This window comes from Streptomyces sp. JK94, from assembly GCF_053613315.1.
In genome coordinates this window covers 48,124-70,798 of record NZ_JBSICH010000010.1, presented here as the reverse complement: position 1 = coordinate 70,798, position 22,675 = coordinate 48,124, and the positions used below count along the sequence as shown (strand labels likewise).

Below are 22,675 nucleotides of genomic sequence, written 5' to 3'. Positions count from 1 at the left end.
TGCCCGTCCGCGTGCGTCCGCTCACGCCCGGGCATGCGCAGTACGCCCCCTCTCGATCATGTCGGGGACGACGCGTCGGAGGTACCCGTGAGCAGCAGTCTCTTCAGGACCAAGAAGATCGAGGAGTCCATCCGTGACACGGAGGAGCCCGAGCACGCGCTCAGGAAGTCCCTGTCCGCGCTGGACCTGACCGTCTTCGGGGTCGGCGTCATCATCGGCACCGGCATCTTCGTACTGACCGGCACCGTCGCCAAGAACAACGCCGGGCCCTCCACGGCCCTGGCCTTCGTCGTCGCCGGTGTCGTGTGCGCGCTCGCCGCGCTCTGCTACGCCGAGTTCGCCTCCACCGTCCCGGTGGCCGGCTCCGCGTACACCTTCTCCTACGCCTCGCTCGGCGAACTGCCCGCCTGGATCATCGGCTGGGACCTGGTCCTGGAGTTCGCGCTCGGAACGGCGGTGGTGGCCGTCGGCTGGTCGGGCTACATCCGCTCGTTCCTGGACAACGCCGGCCGGCAGTTCCCCGAGGCCCTCGCCGGCCGGGACGGGGCCGACGGCTTCGGCTTCGACGTCCTCGCCGCCGCCCTGGTGCTGGTGCTCACCGGCGTCCTCGTCCTCGGCATGAAGCTCTCGGCCCGGGTCACCTCGGTCGTGGTCGCCATCAAGGTGGCCGTCGTCCTCGTCGTGATCATCGCGGGTGCCTTTTTCGTCAAGGGCTCCAACTACGACCCCTTCGTGCCGAAGTCGCAGCCGGTGGAGGCGGGAGCGGGCCTCGACACGCCGCTCGTCCAGCTGATGTTCGGCTGGGCGCCCGCCAACTTCGGCGTGATGGGCGTCTTCACCGCCGCGTCGGTCGTCTTCTTCGCCTTCATCGGCTTCGACGTCGTCGCCACGGCCGCCGAGGAGACGAAGAACCCGCAGCGCGACATGCCCCGCGGCATCCTCGGTTCCCTTTTCATCTGCACCGCGCTGTACGTCGCCGTGTCGATCGTCGTCACCGGCATGCAGCACTACAGCGAGCTGTCCGTCGACGCCCCGCTCGCCGACGCGTTCAAGTCCACCGGTCACCCCTTCTTCGCGGGTGTGATCAGCTTCGGCGCCGCCGTCGGCCTGACCACGGTGTGCATGATCCTGCTGCTCGGGCAGACCCGGGTGTTCTTCGCGATGAGCCGGGACGGGCTGCTGCCCCGCTTCTTCTCCCGCGTCCACCCGAGGTTCCGGACCCCGTACCGGCCGACCGTCCTGCTCGGTGCGGTCATCGCGGTCATCGCGGGCTTCACCAGCCTCAGCGAACTGGCCGAGCTGGTGAACATCGGCACGCTGTTCGCGTTCGTCATCGTCGCGATCAGCGTGACCATCCTGCGCCAGAGCCGCCCCGACCTGCCCAGGGCCTTCCGCACCCCCCTGGTTCCGGTGCTGCCGATCGTGTCGGTGGGCGCCTCGCTGTGGCTGATGCTGAACCTGCCCGCCGAGACCTGGGTCCGGTTCGGCGTCTGGATGGCGCTCGGTGCCGTCGTGTACTTCCTGTACGGCCGCACGCACAGCCGCATGGCCCGCGGCGCGGAGACACCGGAGGGGGGTCCGTCGAAGCCGTCCGGTGGAGACACCGTGTAGTGGCCGTGGCCGTGGCCGCGTCGCCGTCGTCCCTTCGGCTCCGTACGTCCCTTTCCGGGGAGTGCGGGGCCGCCCCGCCCTCACCCCCGTCGCCGAGCGTCAGGTCGGCCGGACCGTGCGAGGCCCCGCCACCTCGGCGCCCAGCTCCGCCACCCGGCGGCGCAGCTCGCGGTCGGCCGTCACGACCAGGACCGGACGGTCACCGGCGGCCCGTTCCACCAGCCCGACCATGTGGTCGTCCCCACTGCCGGGGGCGGACTCCACCAGGACACCGGGGACGGACTCCACGCCGCGGGCCGCGCCCTCGACGACGAGGACGACCTCCACCGGCCCGGCCCGCCCCGGCACCCCGTCCGCCGCCAGCCGGTCCTGCAACCGCTCCGCGGCTCCGTGCCGGTCCCGCCACCAGCCGTCCGGCACCGACCCGACGACGTTCGCGGCGTCGACGATCACGAGCAGGGGTGCGCTGTCGTCCATGCCGCCAGGGTCGCACGACGGCCCCGTGCCGGGTGGAACCCGCCCGACGCGGAACCGGTGGACCCGCATACAGTGTCCCGGTGAACGGCGACTGGCTTCTCCTCGGCCGCGACGGCCGCCTCAGTGTCTACCTCCCGTCGGACGACGCCGCCCTGTGGCGGGCCGAGCGCGTGCCCGCCGGGCCCTGGGAGTCCCCGCGCCGGATCGGCGGCGAACAGGAGCTGCGCCCCGGACTCTCGGTCGGCCGGGGCACCGACGGCTACGCCCATCTGGTCGCCTGGCGGCCCACCGGGGCCGGCCGCTCCGACCTGGTGCACACCACGCACTTCCGCCCGCTGCTCGCGCCCCTGGACTGGCAGTCGGCCGGCCACCCCAACAAGCAGGGCGACCGCACCGGCACACCGGCCGTCGCGGTCGACGTGCAAGGCCGCGCGCACGTCTTCGTCCGCAACGGGGGCGGCGGCCTGAGCATGGTGGCCCAGAAGGAGAAGGGCGGCTGGGACCCCTGGCGGGACCTGAAGGGGCGCGGCATCCAGGAGGAGCCCGCGGCCGTGACGGGGGAGTCCGGGCTGGTCGAGCTGTACGCGGCCGTCCCCGGCGGCATCCTGCACTGGCGCCAGGAGAGTCCGGGCGCGCGGCCGGTGCCGGGGGAGGGCGCCGACGTGGCGGTCCGCCCGGGCTCCCTGCGGGCGCTGGCCACCTCCGAGGAGCGCACCACCCTGTTCTTCACCGACGACGACACGGGTGAGCTGTGCGCCTGGCGCCCCGGCGAGCAGCCGAGGCCGCTGGTGACGGCCGCCGGTCCCGGCCCCGTCGCCGCAGTCCGCTGCGTCATAGACGGCCACGACTGCACCCTCGTCGCCCAGCGCTCCACGGGAAGCGGCCGGGTCGCCTTCGCCGCCTACCCCTCCGAGCAGGAGGCGACGGGCGCGCAGTGGACGGAATCGGGTCCCGCGTTGCCGGCCGACGCGGTGGTCTCCCTGGCGCTGGACGCCGAGGGCCGGCTCGTGGCGGCCTCGCTCTGCCCCTCCACCGGCGCACTCCGTCTCACCCGCCGCAAGGACGAACCCGGTCTCGCGCTGGGTCCCTGGCAGACCGTCTGACGGCCCTGCCAAGGCTCCGCGAGGGCCCGGTGACCACGGCACGGGGAACGGGTCAACGGACGGACCCGGACCGGGAGGTGTTCGCCGTGGAGGCGGCGGGCCACGAGTCCCCGGCCGCCCCGGTCCCCTTCGCCGTCGCGCACGCCGTAGCGGGCGCGGTGCCCTACCGGCTGCTGACCGGAGCCACGGCGGCACAGGGAGAGGGCCCCCGCTTCGGTCGGGGGCCCTCTCACCGTCGTACGGAGCGTGCGGACGAGGACTACGCGGGCACGCCGGCCACGCCCGGCTCCAGGAACCGCTTCCCGTTCACCCGCTCGGCGACGCCCTCGCGGTCCAGGTACGGCGTGATGCCGCCCAGGTGGAAGGGCCAGCCGGCGCCGGTGATCAGGCAGAGGTCGATGTCCTGGGCCTCGGCCACGACGCCCTCGGCCAGCATCAGGCCGATCTCCTGCGCCACCGCGTCCAGGACGCGGTCGCGGACCTGCTCCTCGGTGAGGACGGTGTCGCCCTGCTTGAGCAGCGCGGCGACCTCCGGGTCCAGCTCCGGCCTGCCGCTGTCGTAGACGTAGAAGCCGCGCTTGCCCGCCTCGACGACCGCCTTGAGGTTCGGGGAGACGGTGAAGCGCTCGGGGAAGGACCGGTTGAGCGTCTCGGAGACGTGCAGACCGATCGCCGGACCGACCAGCTCCAGCAGCACCAGCGGCGACATCGGCAGACCGAGCGGCTCGACGGCCTTCTCGGCGACCTCGACCGGGGTGCCCTCGTCGATGACGTTCTGGATCTCGCCCATGAAGCGGGTCAGGATGCGGTTCACGACGAACGCCGGGGCGTCCTTCACGAGGACCGCGGTCTTCTTCAGCTTCTTGGCGACGCCGAAGGCCGTGGCCAGCGAGGCGTCGTCGGTCTGCTCGCCGCGGACGATCTCCAGCAGGGGCAGGATCGCGACCGGGTTGAAGAAGTGGAAGCCGACGACCCGCTCGGGGTGCTTGAGCTTCGACGCCATCTCCGACACGGACAGCGAGGAGGTGTTGGTGGCGAGGACCGCGTGCGCCGGGGCGACCGCCTCGACCTCCGCGAACACCTTCTGCTTGACGCCCATCTCCTCGAAGACCGCTTCGATGATGAAGTCGGCGTCCGCGAAGCCCTCGGCCTTGTCCAGCACGCCACAAACCAGGGCCTTCAGCCTGTTCGCCTTGTCCTGGTTGATCCGGCCCTTGCGGAGCAGCTTGTCGATCTCGGCGTGGACGTAGCCCACCCCCTTGTCGACCCGCTCCTGGTCGATGTCGGTCAGCACGACCGGCACCTCCAGGCGGCGCAGGAAGAGCAGCGCGAGCTGGGAGGCCATCAGGCCGGCGCCGACGACGCCCACCTTGGTGACCGGACGGGCCAGCGACTTGTCCGGGGCGCCCGCGGGGCGCTTGCCGCGCTTCTGCACCAGGTTGAAGGCGTAGATGCCGGCGCGCAGCTCGCCGCCCATGATCAGGTCGGCGAGGGCCTGGTCCTCGGCGTCGTAGCCCTGCTGGAGGTCGCCGTTCTTGGCGGCGGCGATGATGTCCAGGGCGCGGTAGGCGGCCGGGGCGGCGCCGTGCACCTTGCCGTCGGCGATGAAGCGGCCCTTGGCGACGGCCTGGTCCCAGGCCTCGCCGCGGTCGATCGCCGGACGCTCGACGGCGATCTCGCCCTTGAGGACGGATGCCGTCCAGATCAGCGACTGCTCCAGGAAGTCCGCGCCCTCGAAGATCGCGTCCGCGATGCCGAGCTGGTGGACCTGCTCGCCCTTGAGCTGCTTGTTCTGGTTGAGGCTGTTCTCGATGATGACCGAGACGGCCTTGTCGGCGCCGATCAGGTTCGGCAGCAGCGTGCAGCCGCCCCAGCCGGGGACCAGGCCGAGGAAGACCTCGGGGAGGGAGAAGGCGGGGAGGGCCGCGGACACCGTCCGGTAGGAGCAGTGCAGGCCGATCTCCACGCCGCCGCCCATCGCGGCGCCGTTGTAGTAGGCGAAGGTCGGCACGGCCAGCTTCGCCAGCCGCTTGAAGACGTCGTGGCCGCCCTTGCCGATGGCCAGCGCGTCCTCGTGCCGCTTCAGCAGCTCGACGCCCTTGAGGTCGGCGCCGACCGCGAAGATGAACGGCTTGCCGGTGACGCCGACACCGACGATCCCGCCGTCCGCGGCCTCCTTCTCGACCCGGTCGATCGCGGCGTCGATGTTCGCCAGCGACTGCGGGCCGAGCGTGGTCGGCTTGGTGTGGTCGTGGCCGTTGTCCAGGGTGATCAGGGCGAAGCGCCCGGCACCCAGCGGCAGGTCGAAGTGGCGTACGTGCGCCTGGGTGACGACCTCGCCGGGGAACAGCTCGGCCGCACCCTTCAGAAGCTCTGCGGTGGTGCTCACTTGTCCCCCTCGAAGTGCGGGTTCTCCCAGACGACCGTCGCGCCCATGCCGAAGCCGACGCACATGGTGGTCAGGCCGTAGCGGACGTGCGGCTGCTCCTCGAACTGGCGGGCCAGCTGCGTCATCAGGCGGACGCCCGACGAGGCCAGCGGGTGGCCGAAGGCGATGGCGCCGCCGTACTGGTTGACGCGCGCGTCGTCGTCGGCGATGCCGTAGTGCTCCAGGAAGGCGAGGACCTGGACGGCGAAGGCCTCGTTGATCTCGAACAGGCCGATGTCGTCGATGGTCAGGCCGGCCTGGGCCAGGGCCTTCTCCGTCGCCGGGATCGGGCCGTAGCCCATGACCTCGGGCTCGACGCCCGCGAAGGAGTAGGCGACCAGACGCATCTTGACCGGGAGGCCGTTCTCCCGGGCGAAGTCCTCGCTCGCGATGATCGAGGCGGTCGCGCCGTCGTTGAGACCGGCCGCGTTGCCCGCGGTGACCCGGCCGTGCACGCGGAACGGCGTCTTCAGGCCCGCCAGGTTCTCCAGCGTGGTGCCCGGACGCATCGGCTCGTCGGCGGTGACCAGGCCCCAGCCGGTCTCGCCGGCCTCCTCGTTGGTGCGGCGCACCGAGACCGGCACCAGGTCGGCCTGGATCCTGCCGTCGGCGTACGCCTTGGCGGCCTTCTCCTGGGAGCGCACGGCGTACTCGTCGGCGCGCTGCTTGGTGATCGTCGGGTAGCGGTCGTGCAGGTTCTCCGCGGTCATGCCCATGAACAGGGCGGACTCGTCGACCAGCTTCTCGCTGACGAACCGCGGGTTCGGGTCCACGCCCTCGCCCATCGGGTGGCGGCCCATGTGCTCGACACCGCCCGCGACGGCGACGTCGTACGCGCCGAAGGCGACGGAGCCGGCCACCGAGGTGACGGCGGTCAGGGCGCCCGCGCACATGCGGTCGATCGAGTAGCCCGGGACCGAGGTGGGCAGGCCCGCCAGGATGCCGGCGGTGCGGCCGATGGTCAGGCCCTGGTCACCGATCTGCGTGGTCGCGGCGACGGCGACCTCGTCGATCTTCTTGGGGTCGAGACCGGGGTTGCGGCGCAGCAGCTCCCGGATCGCCTTCACGACCAGGTCGTCGGCGCGGGTCTCGTGGTAGATGCCCTTCGGGCCCGCCTTGCCGAACGGGGTGCGGACGCCGTCTACGAAGACGACGTCCCTGACGGTACGAGGCACGATGGCTCTCCTCCAGGGTGCGGGATGGCACTGCTGCGGCACGCATGCGCTGAGCGCGCGCTCAGGCCCATGCTACTTATGGGTAACGTAGCTGCACAGTCCCCCCGGCCGGAGCGGTGAACGTCACACCGCCCGGCCGCCGCTCCACCCTGGATCTTGGCCGGAATTCGCCGCGCCCCGGCTACGACACGCCCTCGGTCAGCGCCGCCACCAGTGCGGGCGTCACCTGCTCCACCTGCCAGGGCCGGGCCCCGTGTCCGGTGAGGGCCGCCCCCACGGACTCGGCGTCGACCGTCGCCGGGGGCTCCCAGCAGACCCTGCGGACCGTGTCCGGAGTGATCAGGTTCTCCTGGGGCATGTTCAGCCGCTCGGCGAGCGCCGTCACCGCCGCCCGCGCGGCGGACAGCCGGGCCGCGGCGGCCGGGTCCTTGTCGGCCCACGCCCGCGGGGGCGGGGGGCCGGTCACCGGCTGGCCGGGCTGCGGCAGCTGCGACTCGGACAGGCTCCTGGCCCGGTCGACCGCCGTCTGCCACTGCTCCAGCTGCCGGCGGTTGACCCGGCCGAAGCCGTTCAGCGCGGCGAGCGCGTGCGCGTTGGGCGGGAGGGCGAGCGCCGCCTCCACGATGGCCGCGTCCCCGAGGACCTTGCCCGGGGAGACGTCGCGGCGCTGCGCGATCCGGTCCCGGGTCTGCCACAGCTCCCGCACGACGGCGAGCTGACGGCGCCGGCGCACCTTGTGCATGCCGGAGGTGCGGCGCCACGGCTCCTTGCGGGGCTCGGCCGGCGGGGCCGACGCGATCGCGTCGAACTCCTGCCGGGCCCACTCCAGCTTCCCCTGCCGGTCCAGCTCCTTCTCCAGCGCGTCGCGCAGGTCGACGAGGAGTTCGACGTCGAGCGCGGCGTAGCGCAGCCACGGCTCGGGCAGCGGGCGCGTCGACCAGTCGACCGCCGAGTGGCCCTTCTCCAGGACGAAGCCCAGTACGTTCTCCACCATCGCGCCGAGCCCGACCCGCGGGAACCCGGCGAGCCGCCCGGCCAGCTCGGTGTCGAAGATGCGGGCGGGCACCATCCCTATGTCGCGCAGGCACGGCAGGTCCTGGGTGGCGGCGTGCAGCACCCACTCCACGCCGGAGACCGCCGCGCTCAGCCCCGACAGGTCGGGACAGGCCACCGGGTCGATCAGCGCGGTCCCGGCGCCCTCGCGGCGCAGCTGCACCAGGTAGGCGCGCTGGCCGTAGCGGTAGCCGGAGGCGCGCTCGGCGTCGACGGCGACGGGGCCGGTCCCGGCGGCGAAGGCGGCGGTCACCTCGGCGAGGGCGGCCGCGTCGGCGATCACCGGCGGAACGCCCTCGCGCGGTTCGAGCAAGGGGGTCGGCGCCTGAGTCACAGAAGATCCGGCGTCGTCCGGAGGGGCGCCTCCGGTGGTTCGCAGTGATGGGTCTGCTGCGGTTTCGTGGGCGTCGGTCACCTGTCAAGGGTATCGGTGGATCGACGGCGCCCGCCGACGGAACGTTCCGTCGGCGGGCGCCGGGGGGTCGTAAACCGGTCAGGTCAGTGAAAGATCGGCTTCACGGAGGGGCGGGGCGGGGGACGAGGGGGCGGGGAACGGTGGCGGCGGGAGGGGCGGGGGAGCGGTCGGACGGGGTGCGGTCAGTGGATGATGCCGGTGCGCAGCGCCACGGCGACCATCCCGGCGCGGTCGCCGGTGCCGAGCTTGCGGGCGATGCGGGCCAGGTGGCTCTTGACGGTCAGGGCGGACAGGCCCATCGAGACGCCGATCGCCTTGTTCGACTGGCCCTCCGCGACCAGTCGCAGCACCTCCACCTCGCGGCCGGAGAGCTCGCGGTAGCCGCCCGGGTGGCTCGGGGCGCCCGGGGGGCGGCGGTGCAGGCGGGCGGCGGCGGCGCCGATGGGAGCGGCGCCCGGCCGGGTGGGGAGCCCGACGTTGGTACGGGTGCCGGTGACGACGTAGCCCTTCACCCCGCCGGCGAGGGCGTTGCGTACGGCGCCGATGTCGTCGGCGGCGGACAGGGCGAGCCCGTTGGGCCAGCCCGCCGCGCGGGTCTCCGACAGCAGGGTCAGACCGGAGCCGTCGGGGAGGTGGACGTCTGCGACACAGATGTCGCGGGGGTTGCCGATGCGGGGACGAGCCTCCGCGACGGACGAGGCCTCGATGACGTCGCGAACACCGAGCGCCCACAGATGGCGGGTGACGGTGGAACGGACGCGGGGGTCGGCCACGACCACCATGGCGGTCGGCTTGTTCGGGCGGTAGGCGACCAGGCTTGCAGGCTGCTCGAGGAGAACGGACACCAGGCCTCCTGGGGTGCGGGACGGGGCCGGCTCGTGGGGGTGAAGCCGGGACGAACCGTGCTTTCAAGGTCACAGTCGTCTTCGGCACCGGACCCGTCCGCCTTTAGAGAAAGATCACGATCTGGTGAGTAACAATCCGAGCAATTCGGACACGCGGTCGATCATTCGAAGACCGAACGGTTCCGTACTTTGTCGATACGGGCCCGAAAGTGGCCGTGTCGACAAAGTGACGGAACGTTTCCCGGGCCGGGTGGGGCCCGGGTGAACGGCAGAAGGGAGGGGGAGGGGGAGGGGCGGCCCTAGGGTGACTGCGGGCCGCGGCGCTGCGGCAGCGTGACGATCGACGCGTCGCCCGGCGCGGCCGGCGGCAGACCCGCGACCTGGGCCAGCAGGTCGCACCACGAGGCGAGATGGGCGGCGGTGTCCGGGACACCGCCCAGACCCTCGCGCGGTGTCCAGGACGCCCGGATCTCGATCTGCGAGGCGGACGGCCGCGCCGAGAGCCCCCCGAAGTAGTGGGAACTCGCGCGCGTGACGGTGCCACTGGGCTCGCCGTACGTCAGCCCGCGCGCCTGGAGGGCACCGGTGAGCCAGGACCAGCACACGTCCGGCAGCAGCGGATCCGCGGCCATCTCCGGCTCCAGCTCGGCCCGCACCAGCGTCACCAGCCGGAAGGTCCCCCGCCAGGCGTCGTGCCCGGCCGGATCGTGGAGCAGCACCAGCCGCCCGTCCGCGAGGTCGTCGTCGCCGTCGACGACCGCGGCCTCCAGCGCGTACGCGTGCGGGGCGAGCCGCTGCGGTGCGCGCGTCGCCTCCACCTCGATCTGCGGCCGCAGCCGCGTCGTACTGAGCGCCTCGACGGCGGCCGTGAAGGCCGGGGGAGCCGCGCTCCCCGTATGCCGGGCCTCCTCCTCGGTACCCTTCTGTTCGTCCATTCCGCCAGCGCCGTCCGACAGTCGTCCCTGAGCCGCAGCCATGCGGGGAAGGTTAAGCGGAAGAGCGCCGCGGCGCAGGGAGGGACACCCGCGTGCGGGCGCGATGTCCGGATCGCGCGGCCTCGCGCGGTCGCCCCCGCGCCGCCCGCGCGCGTGCCCACCCGCGGTCGGGCGCGGTGCGGGGGACGTGCGAGACTGGCCGGTGTGAGTGCCAACCAGAGCCCCGCGGGCAAGCAGCCGACCGCCACGTACGACTCCGCGTTCCTCAGGGCGTGCAGGCGTGAGCCGGTGCCGCACACCCCCGTGTGGTTCATGCGGCAGGCCGGGCGCTCGCTGCCGGAGTACCTCAAGGTGCGCGAGGGCATCCCGATGCTCGAGTCCTGCATGCGGCCCGAACTGGTCGCCGAGATCACCCTCCAGCCGGTGCGCCGGCACGGCGTGGACGCGGCGATCTACTTCAGCGACATCGTGGTCCCGCTCAAGGCCATCGGCATCGACCTCGACATCAAGCCGGGCGTCGGACCGGTGATCGAGAACCCGATCCGCACCCGCGCGGACCTGGCCCGGCTGCGCGACCTGACCCCCGAGGACGTCTCCTACGTCACCGAGGCGTTCGGCCTGCTCACCCGCGAGCTGGGCGCCACCCCGCTGATCGGCTTCGCGGGCGCGCCGTTCACCCTCGCCAGCTACCTCGTGGAGGGCGGCCCGTCCCGCAACCACGAGCACACCAAGGCGCTCATGTACGGCGACCCGCAGCTGTGGGCCGACCTCCTGGACCGCCTGGCCGACATCACGGGCGCCTTCCTCAAGGTGCAGATCGAGGCGGGCGCGAGCGCCGTCCAGCTCTTCGACTCCTGGGTCGGCGCCCTCTCGCCCGCCGACTACCGCCGCTCGGTGATGCCCGCCTCGCGCAAGGTCTTCGAGGCCGTCGCCGGGTACGGCGTGCCGCGCATCCACTTCGGTGTCGGCACCGGAGAACTCCTCGGCCTCATGGGCGAGGCCGGTGCGGACGTCGTCGGCGTCGACTGGCGCGTCCCGATGGACGAGGCCGCCCGCCGTGTCGGCCCCGGCAAGGCGCTCCAGGGCAACCTGGACCCGGCCGTCCTCTTCTCCACCACGCAGGCCGTCGAGACGAAGACCCGCGCCATCCTGGACGCGGCGGCGGGACTGGAGGGCCACGTCTTCAACCTCGGCCACGGCGTCCTGCCCGCCACCGACCCGGACGCGCTGACCCGGCTCGTGGAGTACGTGCACACGCAGACCGCTCGCTGAGGGCACCCCGCGGCTCCGCCGGGCCCGGCGGCAGCGGCTCGGACTCCACCCGGGTGAGCGCGAGGCCACTCTCCCCGCCGGAGTTCAGCGTGTTCCGTCCGGTTCCGTCCGCGGGGTGGCCGACAGAGCCCGGAGCAGGTCGGTCATCCGGCGATCGGCCCGGGCCACTTGGCTCTCGTCCAGCGAGACCCCCAGCGCGAACCGGCCCTCGCCCCGGTCGGCGTAGAACAGGGCGCCCTCCTCGACGTCCAGGACGACGCGGGTCAGCCGGCCCGGCACCACCGCCCGCAGGGACTGGTTGAGGCGGGCGACGACGTAATGCAGGCGCTCGCCGAGCCCCACGTAGCGGGTGCGCCGCTCGTCCCTGCTCAGAATGCGGAAGAAGCCCGCCAGCTCGGGGTCGTCGAAGATGTCCGCGGTGAGGTGGCCGATGCCCGGATCGAAGTAGCCGGCGTAGTGCAGACCGTCGACGGACACCGTCTGCGCGCACCGCGCCAGCACCGGGGGGTCGGACGTTCCCCAGTCCCCCTCCCTGACCAGGTGCGGTTTCTTGGTGCCGGCCCAGGCCGCTGCCGCCGGGGGCGGTGACGCGGTCCCGTACCCGCCCGGTCTGAGGCCGGGGAGGCCGAGTTCACCGCGGAACGCGGCGACGAGATCGGCCATGGCGCGGTCCCCGGAGTCGATCGTGTCGGCACGCAGGGAGAAGCCGGTCAGGTACTCGTCGGCCCGGAAGTAGTAGTGGAAGACCGCTCCGTCGCCGAACTTCAGGACACTGCGGACGAGTCTGCCGCTGTCCACCGAGCGCAGCACGTGGTCCATCCTGCCGAGGACGTAGTGCAGTTGGCGTCCGACCCGGGTGAACCGCCTGCGGCGGTCCGCCGGCTCCCCGCCGGCCGCGGGGCCGTCCGGCGGGAGCGGCAGCCGGTCCAGGATGTCCGCGGAGTAGTTGAAGACGCCCCAGTGGTACTCCGCGACATGGTGCAGTCCGTCCTCGCTCAGCGCGGAGGCGCAGAGGTCGACGAACACGTCGCTGTCGTCGGTGACGTGGTCCGCGCGGCGCAGGTGGGGGCGGGGCTCCGGGCCCCGTGCGTCCGGTGCCCCGGGTCCCGGCCCCGCCGGTGGGTCCACCTCTCGCGCGTTCCCCGGCGCCGCCGTCGTCCGTTCGTCGCTCATCCCGCCTCCCGGCCCCCCGTGTTCAAGACGTCCGGCCACCTCGCGCGCAGCAGTGCGCTCAGGTTCTGGACGAGTGGACTTCCCTGCCCCGGTGTCCGGCCCGACCGCACGGCCTGCGCCGCGGCGGCGTCGTACGGCAGCCGCACGAGGGGCGCACCGGCTCGGGCGGGGTCCGCCACGGCACCGGCGGGTCCGCCCCGCGGGCTGTTGCACACCCAGCCGAGCACCTTGCCGCTCAGTCCCCGGTCGGTCAGCCAGGCCATGAGCCCGGCCGCCTCCCGGCCGCCCTCCGGCTCGCGCTGCCCGACGAGGACGAGGTGCTCGACGCGGTGGCACACCTCCTGGGTGACGGCGGTCCTGCCCACCCCGCAGTCGACGAGCAGGCAGCCGCCCAGCTCCATCAGGCGCTCCACGGACGTGCCGACGACGGCTTCCAGCGTTCCGTCGGCCGGCAGGCGCTCGCCGGGCTTCTCCCCGGGGCCGAGGGGGAACAGGGACATGTCCTGACGCAGCCCGTCGCCGGTCCGCACATGACGCAGCCGCCGGGACACGGACCGCTCCTCCAGCCCGATGGTGTCCTCGGCGAAACCGAGGAGCCCGTCGACCGGTGCGTCGGACACCGCGTTCCACGACCGGGTCAGCTGGGTGAGGCCACCGGCGTCCAGGTCGGCGTCCATGAGGATCACGGACTGGCCCAGCCGCCCCACCCCCTCGTCGATGAGCAGCCCCGCCGCCGCTGTCAGGAGGGTCGCCCCACTGCCGCGCGTGGTGGACAGCACCGCCACCGCGTGCGGTACTCCGACGGTCTCCGACGCCCGTGCCGTCATCGGACCTCCCTCATCAGATGCCGTTCCCTCAGATCGAGGGGATGTCCAGTTCGATGCCGGTCCGCTTCCCCGGTCCCGGCCGGCCGGTCTCGTCCGCGCGCAGGCCCAGGTGCGAGGCCACGGTGCGGGTGAGCGGGTGGTCGGCGCCGTACTTCTGCAGCAGACCCTCGTGCGTGCGCTCGTCCAGCTCCCGCGCCGCCTCGGAGTCACCGGCGAAGACAAGCATGTTGGCATGGTTGAGGGACGCTGTCAGGACGTACGGATGGTGCGGATCGACGTTCAGTCCGTCCCGTAGCCCGCGCAGGCCGCGCTCGCTGAGTTCGACGGCCGGCTCAAGCTCGGCGTCCCGCATGCACAGCGCGAGGTTCACCTCGCAGATGCGCGTGAAGAGATGGTCCTCGTCCCAGCTCCGGTAGGCCGCGAGGTTCTGCTCGGCCAGCGCCACGGCCTCCCGCGTCCGCCCGAGGAGGCGCAGGTCGGCGGCGAGCCCCACGCGCGCCGCCAGTGCCTCGGGATGCAACTCGCCGCCGTACGCGGTGAACCCCTCGCTCGCCCGCAGATCGCACTTGCGGGCGGAGTCCAGCCTGCCCCTGGCCGTCTCGGCGGGCTGCCCGGGCTCCAGCACGGCGATGTGCCGCAGGGTCGAGGCCAGGGCCGCCGACGCCCGCAGCGTGGTCACGTCGGACCAGCCGAGGCCGCCCTCCTCGTCGCCGGTCAGCCGGTAGACGTCCTGCAGCCGGGTCAGCGACGGCGTGAACTGCCCGGACTCCCGCAGCCGGGTGCCCACGTGGACCGCGGTGCGCAGGGTCAGCGGATGGTGCTTGCCGAGGACCCGCACCCGGCGGTCGTACACCTCCTTGTGCGTCTCCAGGGAGTCGGCCGTGAGACCGACCATGGCCAGGGAGAGCCCGAAGTTGCTGGCCGCCATCAAGGTGAAGTGGTGGTCGGGCCCGGACTTGGCGCGCAGCACCTCCCTGGTCGAGAAGTCCTCGGCGACCGCCTCCTGCGGCCGTCCCAGGGCGCGCAGTTCACCGCCCCGGCCCAGGGCACTGCGCAGGGTGAAGGTGCCGTCCAGCCCGTCCACTGCGCGCAGTCCGACCAGAGCGGCCGCGTTGATGCGGTTGGCCTCGGCGAACCGGCCCGCGTCGGTGTGGATGTTGGCCAGTTCCACCCGCAGGCGCAACAGGAGCAGCCGTGCCGTGCGGTCCGCGCCGGCCGAACCGGCCGTCCAGGCCGCCTCCAGCGCCGTCGCGAGTGAGAAGGCGGAGTCCAGACGCTGGCTGCGGCGCCGGTAGCGCACCTGGTTGACCAGCCAGCGGCGCACGTCGAGGTCGTCGTCGCCCGCGGCGCCGGACGGTTCGACGTGTGCGTCCAGCTCCGCGTAGCGGGCGTCCATGGTCTGGTCGTCCACGTGCTCGTCCGGGGGCGAGTACGCGGCGAGTGCGCGCCGCACGCCCGCCGCGATCTCCCGTTCCTCGTCGGGGGACAGATCCTGGCGCCGGGCGGCCAGGATTATCCGCGCGGCCGTCAGCCGCTTGCCGTTCTGGCTCTTGCGCGCCTGTGACCGGGCGGTGAGCCCGCGCACCGCGAAGCCGAGCTGACGCGTGCCCTCCTCGTTCCCGGGGAGCCCGAGGAGGCCCAGGAAGGCCGGTGACTCCAGCAGTCCCCAGCCGACGCCGTCCGGCGACAGCCGTGTCATCAGCCCCAGCAGGCGCACCGCGACCGGCTGCTCCTTGCCGAGGTCCTCGATGACGGTCTGCCACACCGCCAGGGGGCTGGCCAGGCCGTCGGCCAGCCGGGCCCCGACCCCCCGCGTCAGGTCGTCCACCGCCTCCGCCACCGGCCGGCCGGTGCTGTTCAGGTAGGCGGCCATCTGGTCCAGCAACTGGGGGAGCGGCTCGACCAGGCCGACCAGCCGCAGGGCGAGGTCCGTGGAGAGGTCCTCCGTCTTGTGGAGCAGGTAGCGCAGGGCTTCGTCCGGGGACGGGGGCTCCACCCGGATCCGCCGGGCCAGCCGGCCCCAGTCCGGGTACTCGGAGGTGATCAGGACGTGCACCCGCGGACTGTTGATCAGCAGGCTCTCGACGGCGTCCGGGTGGCGCGCGTCGTCGTACACGAGGAGCAGGCGCTGCGGTCCGGCGTCGCTCCCCTCCAGCATGTCGCGCAGGGAGTCGACCGCCCGCGGGGAGTTGTGCCGCGCGGCGCCCAACCGCTCGCTCAGCCGCACCAGTTCGCGCTCCACCCCCTCGGCGCTGCCGGCCGGCATCCACCACACGGCGTCGTAGTCGGCCGCGAACCGGTGCATGTACTCGAGGGCGTACGACCGCTTGCCCACCCCGGACGGCCCGTGCAGGACGACCGGCTGTGCCGCCCGCCCGGGCACCAGGTCGTTCCTGAGCTTTCGGAGGTACTTCTCACGGCCGAGGAACGTGGCGTTCCGCTGGAGGGGGACGTGCCACAACTGGGGGCGCCGCCCCGGGAACCGGGGCCCCCGGTCGCCCCGGTCGGACCAGGTGGCCGGAGGCCGGCTCTCGGGCAGGAAGTGCGCGAGCAGGGCACCGCGCGCCGCGTCCTCCTCCAGGGTGTAGAGCTTCGGGCCGGGCCGGTCCCGGAAGGGCGGCTGGACCTCCACGTCCTCCAGCCACACCACGTCGATCCGCGCCTTGTTGTTGAGGCCGCCCTGCTTCGGCATGCGCCGCAGGTGGGCCAGCCTGGTGAGCCGGTCGGAGGAGACCATCGCGGCCGACATCAGGACCAGGACGTCGCCCGGGGCGTCGGTCCCGGCCGGGGCGGAGCCGGCGGGCGCGGAGCCGGCGGGGACCTCGAACTCGCAGGCGACACCGTTGGCGGTGAGTTCGGCGCGGATCCAGTCGGCCCAGGCCCGGTCCCGGGGGTCGTACACGAGCTGGACGGTCCGGCGCGACACCGGCACCTCGGCGTACTCCCGGGCGTAGCGCCTGCGGTCGTCGCCCGTGACGGGGGCGAAGCGCAACTCCGGGTCACCGGTGATCTGCTGGGCGAGGCGTTCGTACGCCAGCTTCTGCAGCGACGGCTCGTGGTTCTCCAGGGCGAACGGCAGGAGGGTCTCCTCGTAGGCGACGCTCGACAGGTGCCGTACCTCCACCTCGCGCCAGTACTGCTCCTCCGTGCCCAGCAGGATCGGGCCGGTCGCACCGTCGAACTGGTCCCGGGCCCGGAGCCTGCGGCGCTCGGCCCGCTCGCGGTCGGACTCCTCCACCCGCATCGGCACCGGCAGCACCCTGATCCGGCCGTCGGACTGCTCCCGCACCTGCCGGGCGACGGCGGCGGAACCCTCGATGGACTGGTTGCTCAGGTTGAACCCGACGACCACCACGTCGGGCAGGACCAACGTGCACAGGCTGGCGTTGTCCGAATGGCCGGTACGGCTGTCGATGAGGACGTAGTCGTAGTCGTCGCCGCGCAGGCTCCGCCGCAGGGCACGGGCGAAGCGCCGGCCGTGCTGCTCCTGGTAGAAGCGCGCCCAGTCGAAGGTCGCCACCTCGCGGCTGTACTGGCCGTCCTGCCGGCCGGGGCCCAGGAAGTCGATGCGGCCCTCGGGGTGGGCGAAGCGGTAGGTGAGCGGATCGGCGTGGTTGCCCATCTGCGTGTGGCGCTCCAGGACTTCGTCCAGCCGTGCCGTGGGGGCGGCCGAAAGGAAGCCGTCCGGAGCGGCCGCCTCCACGGCCCTGCCGTACTCCAGGATCATGTCCACGACGCCGGTCGATCCGCTCAGTTCCGGGTCGCGCAGGAAGGGACGCAGGAAGCGGTGCAGTCCCGGCGACTCCAGGTCCCAGTCGACGACGAGTACGCGGTGGCCGGTGTCGGCCAGGACCCAGGCGACGTTGGCCAGCGCCATGGTGCGCCCGACGCCGCCCTTGTAGGAGTAGAAGGTGACGATGGTCGCCCGGTTCCGGTCTCGAGGGGAACCCGGCGGCTCGGCGCTGCTCATCGATGTCGCTCCAACGTCAGTGCGTCAGCTGTGAGGCCCCCGGAGAATCGGCCGCTCGTCCTCTCCCGGCTGGGAGAACCAGGACCTGTGCGGGGATGCCTCCCGCTCCGGTTGCTCAGAGCGGGACGGTGGTACGGCGTGCGTTGGCTGCCACGTTACCCGCACCGGCGCGAACTGCCTATGAGCGGTACAACCGGTCGAGAACGGAATGTGAGGCATTCCTGACTCGGCCGGGTGCGGGATCGTGTCGGGGTGGAGGTCCTGAGGCGTCATCGCGGGAGGGGAGTGGCGGGCGCCCGCGAGGACCCGTTCCACGACTGCCCGCAGGACGCGGAGATAACCGCCGCGCGCGTGCGGGGCGCGCACCAGGCCGGCGAGACCCGACGCCGTGTAGTCGCCGACCGGGGCGACCACCGTCTCGGGCCCCAGGGGCGGCAGGCCCCTGGTCTCCCACAGGACCTGTACCAGGGCGGGTGAGGGGCGGCCCGTCTGGTCCTGCTCCCAGGCCAGCCGGCGGCGGAAGAGCGCCAGGTCGCGGAGCGTACGCGGGTCCCGGTAGTAGTCCTCGGTCAGCAGCACGACCAGCGCACGGCAGCGCATCGCGGGCGTGGGGCTCCAGGTGTCCGGCCACGGACGGGCGGTACCGGGCGGCTCGGGGAGCACCCCCGTGTACCCGGGGTCGGGGCCGAGACGCCGCCGTATCTCGTCCTGGAGGTCGTTGTGGAAGGCCCGCAGCCAGGGATCGCCCCAGGACGGCAGCGCGTGGCTGATGTAGTAGTAGGGCGTGGCGGGCGGGCGCGATGCCGTCATGCGGTCACTCTCCCGGCTTCGTCTCGTGGAGTGCCGGCGCCGGCGACCGGGCGGACGTCTTCGCGGGGGAGCGGCGCTCCCGCAGGGCCGTGACGCCGTCCGTGATCCGCGCCCGTACGTGGTCGATGAGGAAGCGGAGGTCGGCGCAGTAGCAGGACGGGTTGTCGAAACCGTTGCCGGGATGGTGCCGGTGGGCCCGCAGACCACCGCCGCAGACCTGTACGACGGGGCAGGCCCGGCACTGCCCGCACAGGCCGTCCGGCCCGGCACGCTCCGCGGCGAACCCGGGGTCCGCGGCCGCGCGGTCGAAGTCGTGTGCGGCGATGTGGAGCAGGGACCGTGCGGCGTCGGGCCCCACCGTCTTGAGGATGTCGTTGTACTCGATCAGTCCCGAGGGCTGGATGACGACGACGTCGGCGCCGTAGGGCCCCCACACCTCGCTCGTGCTGGTGCCGCCCAGGTGCAGGTCGAGCAGGGAGTCGAAGAGGCGGACGGACGTCTCCCGCCGGGGAGCGTCGAACCAGCGGTCGAACACCGCGGCGAGCCAGCGCCCGTACGGTGCGGTGCCGGCGCCGCGGGGCCGGGGTGGCGGGAACTGCCAGGTGGCGTGCGGCAGCAGCAGGTCCAGGCGGGGCGGCTCGTGGGCCAGCAGCGCCTCGTACGTCTCCACGGGGTCGGCCTCCGCGTCGACGACGCACAGAAGCCCGCCGTACAGCCTGCGGTAGCGGGGCAGCCGCAGCAGGGAGAGCCCGCGCGCCACCTCGGCGTACGTACCCCGTCCGGCCCGGTCGGGGCGGTGCCGGTCGTGCGATCCGGGGGTGCCGTCGAGGCTGACGCCGACCGTGACGTCGTGCCGCAGGAAGACGTCGAGGAAGTCGCGGTCGAGCAGTGAGGCGTTGGTCTGGACGAGCAGGTCGATCCCGGTGGCCAGATCGCGGCAGTCGGCGCGCAGCCGGGTGGCGAACCGCTCCACCGCCGCGCGGCCGGCCAGCAGGGGCTCGCCCCCGTGCAGGACCACCTGGACCCGCTCGGGGGCGTGGCGGCGCACGTGCTCGGCGATCCGGGCGGACAGGCGGCTCATCACGGCCGCGCTCATGGCGCGCGGCTCGTCGGCCCAGCCGCGGTCGCGGTGCTCGTAGACATAGCAGTCCGGGCACCCGAAATTGCAACGGCTGTGCAGCTTTACGACGAACTGGGTGAATGTCGCCGCCGGTTCCCGCGCGGGCGGGACGGTGGGTTTCGGGGCCTCACACCGCACTTTCCCACCTCGGCCGTCTGGGTCCGGCGCCTCCGCCGGCGTTGCGCAACAGGGCCTCGACCAGTGCGGTGCGGGGAAGGAGGTGCAGGTCACGGGCGCTCGGGAGGCTGCCGGGCGGTTCGTCCGCCGGGCAGGCCGGGCCGTGTGACGTGACCGGTGCCGCCTCACGTGCCATCGCGTGCACTCCCCCCGAGCGTTCCGCCTGTCCCTGGGGGACCGCGATGGCATGCTCTCGTCAAACGGGTGAAGCGCGGGAGACCCGTGCTGTTGCTGCTACAGTCCGGGACTCGTGGCTCCCCGGACCGCCCGCCCCCGACTGCGCCGCACCCCGGCTTGCCTGCCGAACAGTCCCCTCATACACCTGTGAGTGTACCCAGCGAGGCCAACCAAGCCTATCCTCGTGGGTGTTGAAGGATGGGAACTGGCCGCGGGAAAGTCGCCGCCGACCGACCGAGAGTCTTTCGTGGCCGAGTCTGCGCGAATGTCCGTACCGCCTGAGCGACGGCGGCAGTCTGTGAGGGGCGCGTGGATCCAGCCGCTTTCTTCTATACGAGTTGCGTCCGTGCCGACGGGTGGCCCGCGCTCACGCGTTTCCACACCGATCTCGAGTACCAGCTGAGGACCCAGGAGGGCTTCGGCGTCAGCGGTGTCCTCGGCGCCCTGATGGACCCCGAGTCCGCCCGCGAGAGCCAGGTGACCAGGGCCGGTGTGATGATCGCCCTCTACTCCCCCCGGTTCTTCAGGGACCGGGGTGCGGGCATCGAGTGGGCCGTCTTCCGTTCCCGCATGCGGCACCACGAGGACACCACGGGCGCCCCGGCCCGGAGCTGTCTGATCCCGCTGTGCTGGAAACCGGTGCCGGACGCCCAGGTCCCGGAGCCGGTCCGGGAGTCGGTGTCCTTCCCCGGGGCCTTCGAGTGGCTCCGGACGGACGGCCTGGAGTCGCTGGCCGCGTCGGCGAACCCGGCGGACGAGGAGCGCTACTACGCCCTGGTCGAACAGTTGGCCAAATCCATCGCCGACGCCGGGCGCAAGGAACTGGAAGAACTGGACGTGGCCGACGCGCTGGCACTGGAGGCGGCCTTCGGCACCGAACTCGTGCCGCAGCCCCGGCAGCCCGTCGGCGCCACCTCGCCGGCCACGCCCGCCACCCTGCGGCCCGGCGGCGCGGAACCCGGGTCGCGCTCGGTGGCCATCAGCTACGTCGGTGCCGACCAGCCGTGGGCGGACTGGGTGGAGGACGTCCTCAAGGACGGGGGGTACCACGTCGTGCAGCAGCGCTGGCGAGCCAGCCGCGAGACGCTGCCCGAGGCCGTGGCCCGGGCGCGGGGCGCGGCCGGACGCCTGCTCGTGCTCTTCTCCCGCGACTACTTCGGCGCCGGCAGCACCTCGCCCACGGACTGGGCGGACGCCTTCACCGAGCCGGCCGCCGAGTCGCCGCCGCCGGTCCTCGTGCAGATCGACACGGCGCCCCGGCCGCTGCTGGTGCGCGACGCCCACGTGGTCATGCTGGCCGGGTCCGATCTCGCGGTGTCCGTGCAGCGGATCCTCCGGGAGGTGTCCGCGGTCGTCACCCGGCGGTCCCCGGGCCGGGGGAGCAGCCTGTGACGTCGGCCGGCCGCCTGACCACGGGACTGCCCGAGATATCGAACCTCGTCCCGCGTGTCGCTCCGTTCGTCGGCCGGGACGAGGAGATCGCCGAGGTGTTCTCCCTCCACACCGAACACCCGGCCGTCCTGCTCCACGACCCCCTGGACCGTCCGCTCGGCTACGGTACGTCGCAGATGGCCGTCGCCTACGGGCACACCTACAGCCAGCGGTACGAGATGGCCTGGACGTTCGACTGCGCCCGGGAACAGGACCCGGCCCGGCTGACGGAGCGGGTGCGACAGGCGCTCGACAGCCTGTGCGAGGCGTACGAGACGGCCCGTGGCGAGCCCCTGAGCGGCCCCTTCGCGGTCAACTGGCTCCTCATCTACGACAACGTCGCGGACCCGGACGCCGTCCGGGACCTCTTCCCCGAGGGCAACGCACGCATCCTGGTCACCTCGCGGGCCGCCGGCACCTGGGACGAGCGGGCCCGGCTCCAGGTGGGGCCGGTGGACCGCGCCGAGGCGGCGAAGATCTTCAAGGAGGTGGCGACGCTCGACCAGCGCAACGCGGACCGCCTCGCCGAGGCGTTCGACGGGCACCCGGGCCAGCTCGTGCGGGTGGCCGAGGAGATCCGCGCCGGCGCCATCACCCCCCAGCAGTTCCTCACCCTGGCCGACATCGTGCGGATGGCGCCCGAGCCGGACGGGCACCGGGCACGGTCCCCGGTCTCGGTGACGCGCAGGTCCGACGACCCGGGTCCGGACCGGACGAGCCTGCGGACCCTGATCCTGCGCTCCCCCGTGTGCCGGGACGCCGGCAGCTACCGGAGCTGGATCGCGGCACTGCGCGAACACACCGACGTCTTCCTGGACGACCGGCTGACAGCGGAACTCTTCATCCCGGAACGGGTGGACGGGCTCCTGGACATCGCCTTCGGCGAGAGCGGGACCCCCGACTTCCTGCGCGCCCTGGCCACCACCGTCGAGGCGACCGCCGACGCGGCGAAGACCGGTCAGGAGACGGCCCGCGGCATCCGGGAGATCGTCGAGGCGGCGGCCGCACGGTGGAACCCCGTCTGGCTGCCGCCGCCCAGGCCGGCCGCCGTCCCCGCCCCGGCCGAGGACGCGTCGACATGCCTGTTCTTCGTGAGCTGGGTCAACCGGGAGGACCACGCGCAGGAGGCACTCGCCTTCCACGAGATGCTGCAGAAGGCGGTCGCGGCCAGACGCGGCAAGTGCGAGCTGAGCACCGGCTACATGGACTACAGGACCAAGCAGGGCGCGCAGTGGGAACCGCGGCTCATCGAGGCGATCCGCACCACCCGGCTGCTGGTGCCCTTGATCACCACGGACTACTTCACCAGTCCGTGGTGCCGTCGTGAGTGGGCCGTGATGATGGAACGCATCCGCGGCGTCGGAGCCGAGGTGGGCGGTGAACCCATCGCGATTTTCCCGGTGTTCTGGGTGCGGCCGTTGCCGCAGTACAAGCTGCCGAAGGACTTCACGGACTTCCAGTACCGCGCGCTCGGGGGACCGGACGGCGAGTTCGTCGAGGACGTCTACGACCTGTCGGTGGCCCGCCAGAAGGACTCCCTCCACGACTACGTCCAGAACCTCGCCAAGCGCATGGTCGAGACGGCGGCCGAGTCGCCGCTGCCCCACCTGCCCAGGAAGCAGGTGATGGAACTGCCGCTGGCCTTCCCCGAGGCCAACGGCGAAACCCGCTGACCG

At 72.8% G+C, this 22,675-nt stretch carries 16 protein-coding genes; 5 read left to right on the top strand and 11 right to left on the bottom strand.

The annotated features are described in order from the left end of the window. Positions 1-87: 87 nt before the first annotated feature. The gene (locus ACVV2G_RS10380) at positions 88-1,611 is read left to right on the top strand and encodes an amino acid permease (protein ID WP_453842342.1); all 1,524 of its coding nucleotides are present in this window, start codon (positions 88-90) and stop codon (positions 1,609-1,611) included. A gap of 99 nt (positions 1,612-1,710) precedes the next feature. On the opposite strand, the gene ACVV2G_RS10375 is transcribed toward ACVV2G_RS10380, so the two are convergent. Next, positions 1,711-2,088 (bottom strand): NTP pyrophosphohydrolase, encoded by a 378-nt coding sequence (locus ACVV2G_RS10375; RefSeq protein ID WP_453842341.1) that lies wholly within the window; start codon positions 2,086-2,088, stop codon positions 1,711-1,713. Between the two features lie 80 nt (positions 2,089-2,168). Here ACVV2G_RS10375 and ACVV2G_RS10370 point away from each other — a divergent pair, with 80 nt between their 5' ends. Next, on the top strand, positions 2,169-3,191 hold the full coding sequence (locus tag ACVV2G_RS10370; protein ID WP_453842340.1) for a DUF8189 domain-containing protein: 1,023 nt from the start codon (positions 2,169-2,171) through the stop codon (positions 3,189-3,191). Positions 3,192-3,450: 259 nt separating this feature from the next. Here ACVV2G_RS10370 and ACVV2G_RS10365 read toward each other — a convergent pair whose 3' ends face one another. The 5 genes from ACVV2G_RS10365 to ACVV2G_RS10345 form a co-directional block, all read right to left on the bottom strand. Beyond that, entirely contained in the window at positions 3,451-5,580 is a 2,130-nt protein-coding gene (locus tag ACVV2G_RS10365; RefSeq protein ID WP_453842339.1) for a 3-hydroxyacyl-CoA dehydrogenase NAD-binding domain-containing protein, read from the bottom strand. After that, the gene (locus ACVV2G_RS10360) at positions 5,577-6,794 is read right to left on the bottom strand and encodes a thiolase family protein (protein WP_453842338.1); all 1,218 of its coding nucleotides are present in this window, start codon (positions 6,792-6,794) and stop codon (positions 5,577-5,579) included. Before ACVV2G_RS10360 ends, ACVV2G_RS10365 begins: the two co-directional genes overlap by 4 nt. A gap of 181 nt (positions 6,795-6,975) precedes the next feature. Next, positions 6,976-8,262 carry an HRDC domain-containing protein gene (locus tag ACVV2G_RS10355; RefSeq protein ID WP_453842337.1) on the bottom strand — a complete coding sequence of 429 codons (1,287 nt, stop codon included), beginning with the start codon at positions 8,260-8,262 and terminating at the stop codon, positions 6,976-6,978. 182 nt (positions 8,263-8,444) lie between these two features. After that, positions 8,445-9,107 (bottom strand): response regulator transcription factor, encoded by a 663-nt coding sequence (locus ACVV2G_RS10350; RefSeq protein ID WP_003972894.1) that lies wholly within the window; start codon positions 9,105-9,107, stop codon positions 8,445-8,447. Between the two features lie 299 nt (positions 9,108-9,406). Then, positions 9,407-10,084: a DUF3000 domain-containing protein gene (locus ACVV2G_RS10345; RefSeq protein ID WP_453842336.1), complete on the bottom strand. Its 678-nt coding sequence runs from the start codon at positions 10,082-10,084 to the stop codon at positions 9,407-9,409. A 162-nt stretch (positions 10,085-10,246) separates the two neighbouring features. Here ACVV2G_RS10345 and hemE point away from each other — a divergent pair, with 162 nt between their 5' ends. Then, complete coding sequence (gene hemE / locus ACVV2G_RS10340; RefSeq protein WP_453842335.1) at positions 10,247-11,314, top strand: uroporphyrinogen decarboxylase; 1,068 nt, start codon at positions 10,247-10,249, stop codon at positions 11,312-11,314. 84 nt (positions 11,315-11,398) lie between these two features. Here hemE and ACVV2G_RS10335 read toward each other — a convergent pair whose 3' ends face one another. From ACVV2G_RS10335 to ACVV2G_RS10315, 5 genes are read right to left on the bottom strand one after another with little or no spacing between them, the layout of a single operon-like run. Continuing rightward, positions 11,399-12,487, bottom strand: coding sequence for a hypothetical protein (locus ACVV2G_RS10335; protein ID WP_453842334.1), 1,089 nt, complete (start codon positions 12,485-12,487; stop codon positions 11,399-11,401). Beyond that, complete coding sequence (locus tag ACVV2G_RS10330) at positions 12,484-13,314, bottom strand: MinD/ParA family ATP-binding protein (RefSeq protein WP_453842333.1); 831 nt, start codon at positions 13,312-13,314, stop codon at positions 12,484-12,486. Before ACVV2G_RS10330 ends, ACVV2G_RS10335 begins: the two co-directional genes overlap by 4 nt. Positions 13,315-13,342: 28 nt before the next feature. After that, the gene (gene fxsT, locus ACVV2G_RS10325; protein WP_453842332.1) at positions 13,343-17,284 is read right to left on the bottom strand and encodes an FxSxx-COOH system tetratricopeptide repeat protein; all 3,942 of its coding nucleotides are present in this window, start codon (positions 17,282-17,284) and stop codon (positions 13,343-13,345) included. A 24-nt stretch (positions 17,285-17,308) separates the two neighbouring features. Then, the gene (locus ACVV2G_RS10320; protein ID WP_453842331.1) at positions 17,309-18,094 is read right to left on the bottom strand and encodes a hypothetical protein; all 786 of its coding nucleotides are present in this window, start codon (positions 18,092-18,094) and stop codon (positions 17,309-17,311) included. A gap of 4 nt (positions 18,095-18,098) precedes the next feature. Next, a complete protein-coding gene (locus ACVV2G_RS10315) occupies positions 18,099-19,352 on the bottom strand; it encodes an FxsB family cyclophane-forming radical SAM/SPASM peptide maturase (RefSeq protein ID WP_453842330.1) in 1,254 nt (417 codons plus the stop codon). A gap of 525 nt (positions 19,353-19,877) precedes the next feature. Here ACVV2G_RS10315 and ACVV2G_RS10310 point away from each other — a divergent pair. Together ACVV2G_RS10310 and ACVV2G_RS10305 are read left to right on the top strand one after the other, a co-directional pair. Then, positions 19,878-20,960, top strand: coding sequence for a TIR domain-containing protein (locus ACVV2G_RS10310; protein WP_453842329.1), 1,083 nt, complete (start codon positions 19,878-19,880; stop codon positions 20,958-20,960). Continuing rightward, the gene (locus tag ACVV2G_RS10305; protein WP_453842328.1) at positions 20,957-22,672 is read left to right on the top strand and encodes a TIR domain-containing protein; all 1,716 of its coding nucleotides are present in this window, start codon (positions 20,957-20,959) and stop codon (positions 22,670-22,672) included. The genes ACVV2G_RS10310 and ACVV2G_RS10305 overlap by 4 nt, the downstream gene beginning before the upstream one ends. The last annotated feature ends 3 nt before the right edge of the window (positions 22,673-22,675 follow it).

Excerpts from the sequence above, each read along its gene's own strand:
- ACVV2G_RS10320 (WP_453842331.1), bottom strand. The coding sequence starts at position 18,094 with ATGACGGCATCGCGCCCGCCCGCCACGCCCTACTACTACATCAGCCAC.
- ACVV2G_RS10330 (WP_453842333.1), bottom strand. The coding sequence starts at position 13,314 with ATGACGGCACGGGCGTCGGAGACCGTCGGAGTACCGCACGCGGTGGCG.
- ACVV2G_RS10345 (WP_453842336.1), bottom strand. The coding sequence starts at position 10,084 with ATGGCTGCGGCTCAGGGACGACTGTCGGACGGCGCTGGCGGAATGGAC.
- ACVV2G_RS10375 (WP_453842341.1), bottom strand. The coding sequence starts at position 2,088 with ATGGACGACAGCGCACCCCTGCTCGTGATCGTCGACGCCGCGAACGTC.
- fxsT (WP_453842332.1), bottom strand. The coding sequence starts at position 17,284 with ATGAGCAGCGCCGAGCCGCCGGGTTCCCCTCGAGACCGGAACCGGGCG.
- ACVV2G_RS10335 (WP_453842334.1), bottom strand. The coding sequence starts at position 12,487 with ATGAGCGACGAACGGACGACGGCGGCGCCGGGGAACGCGCGAGAGGTG.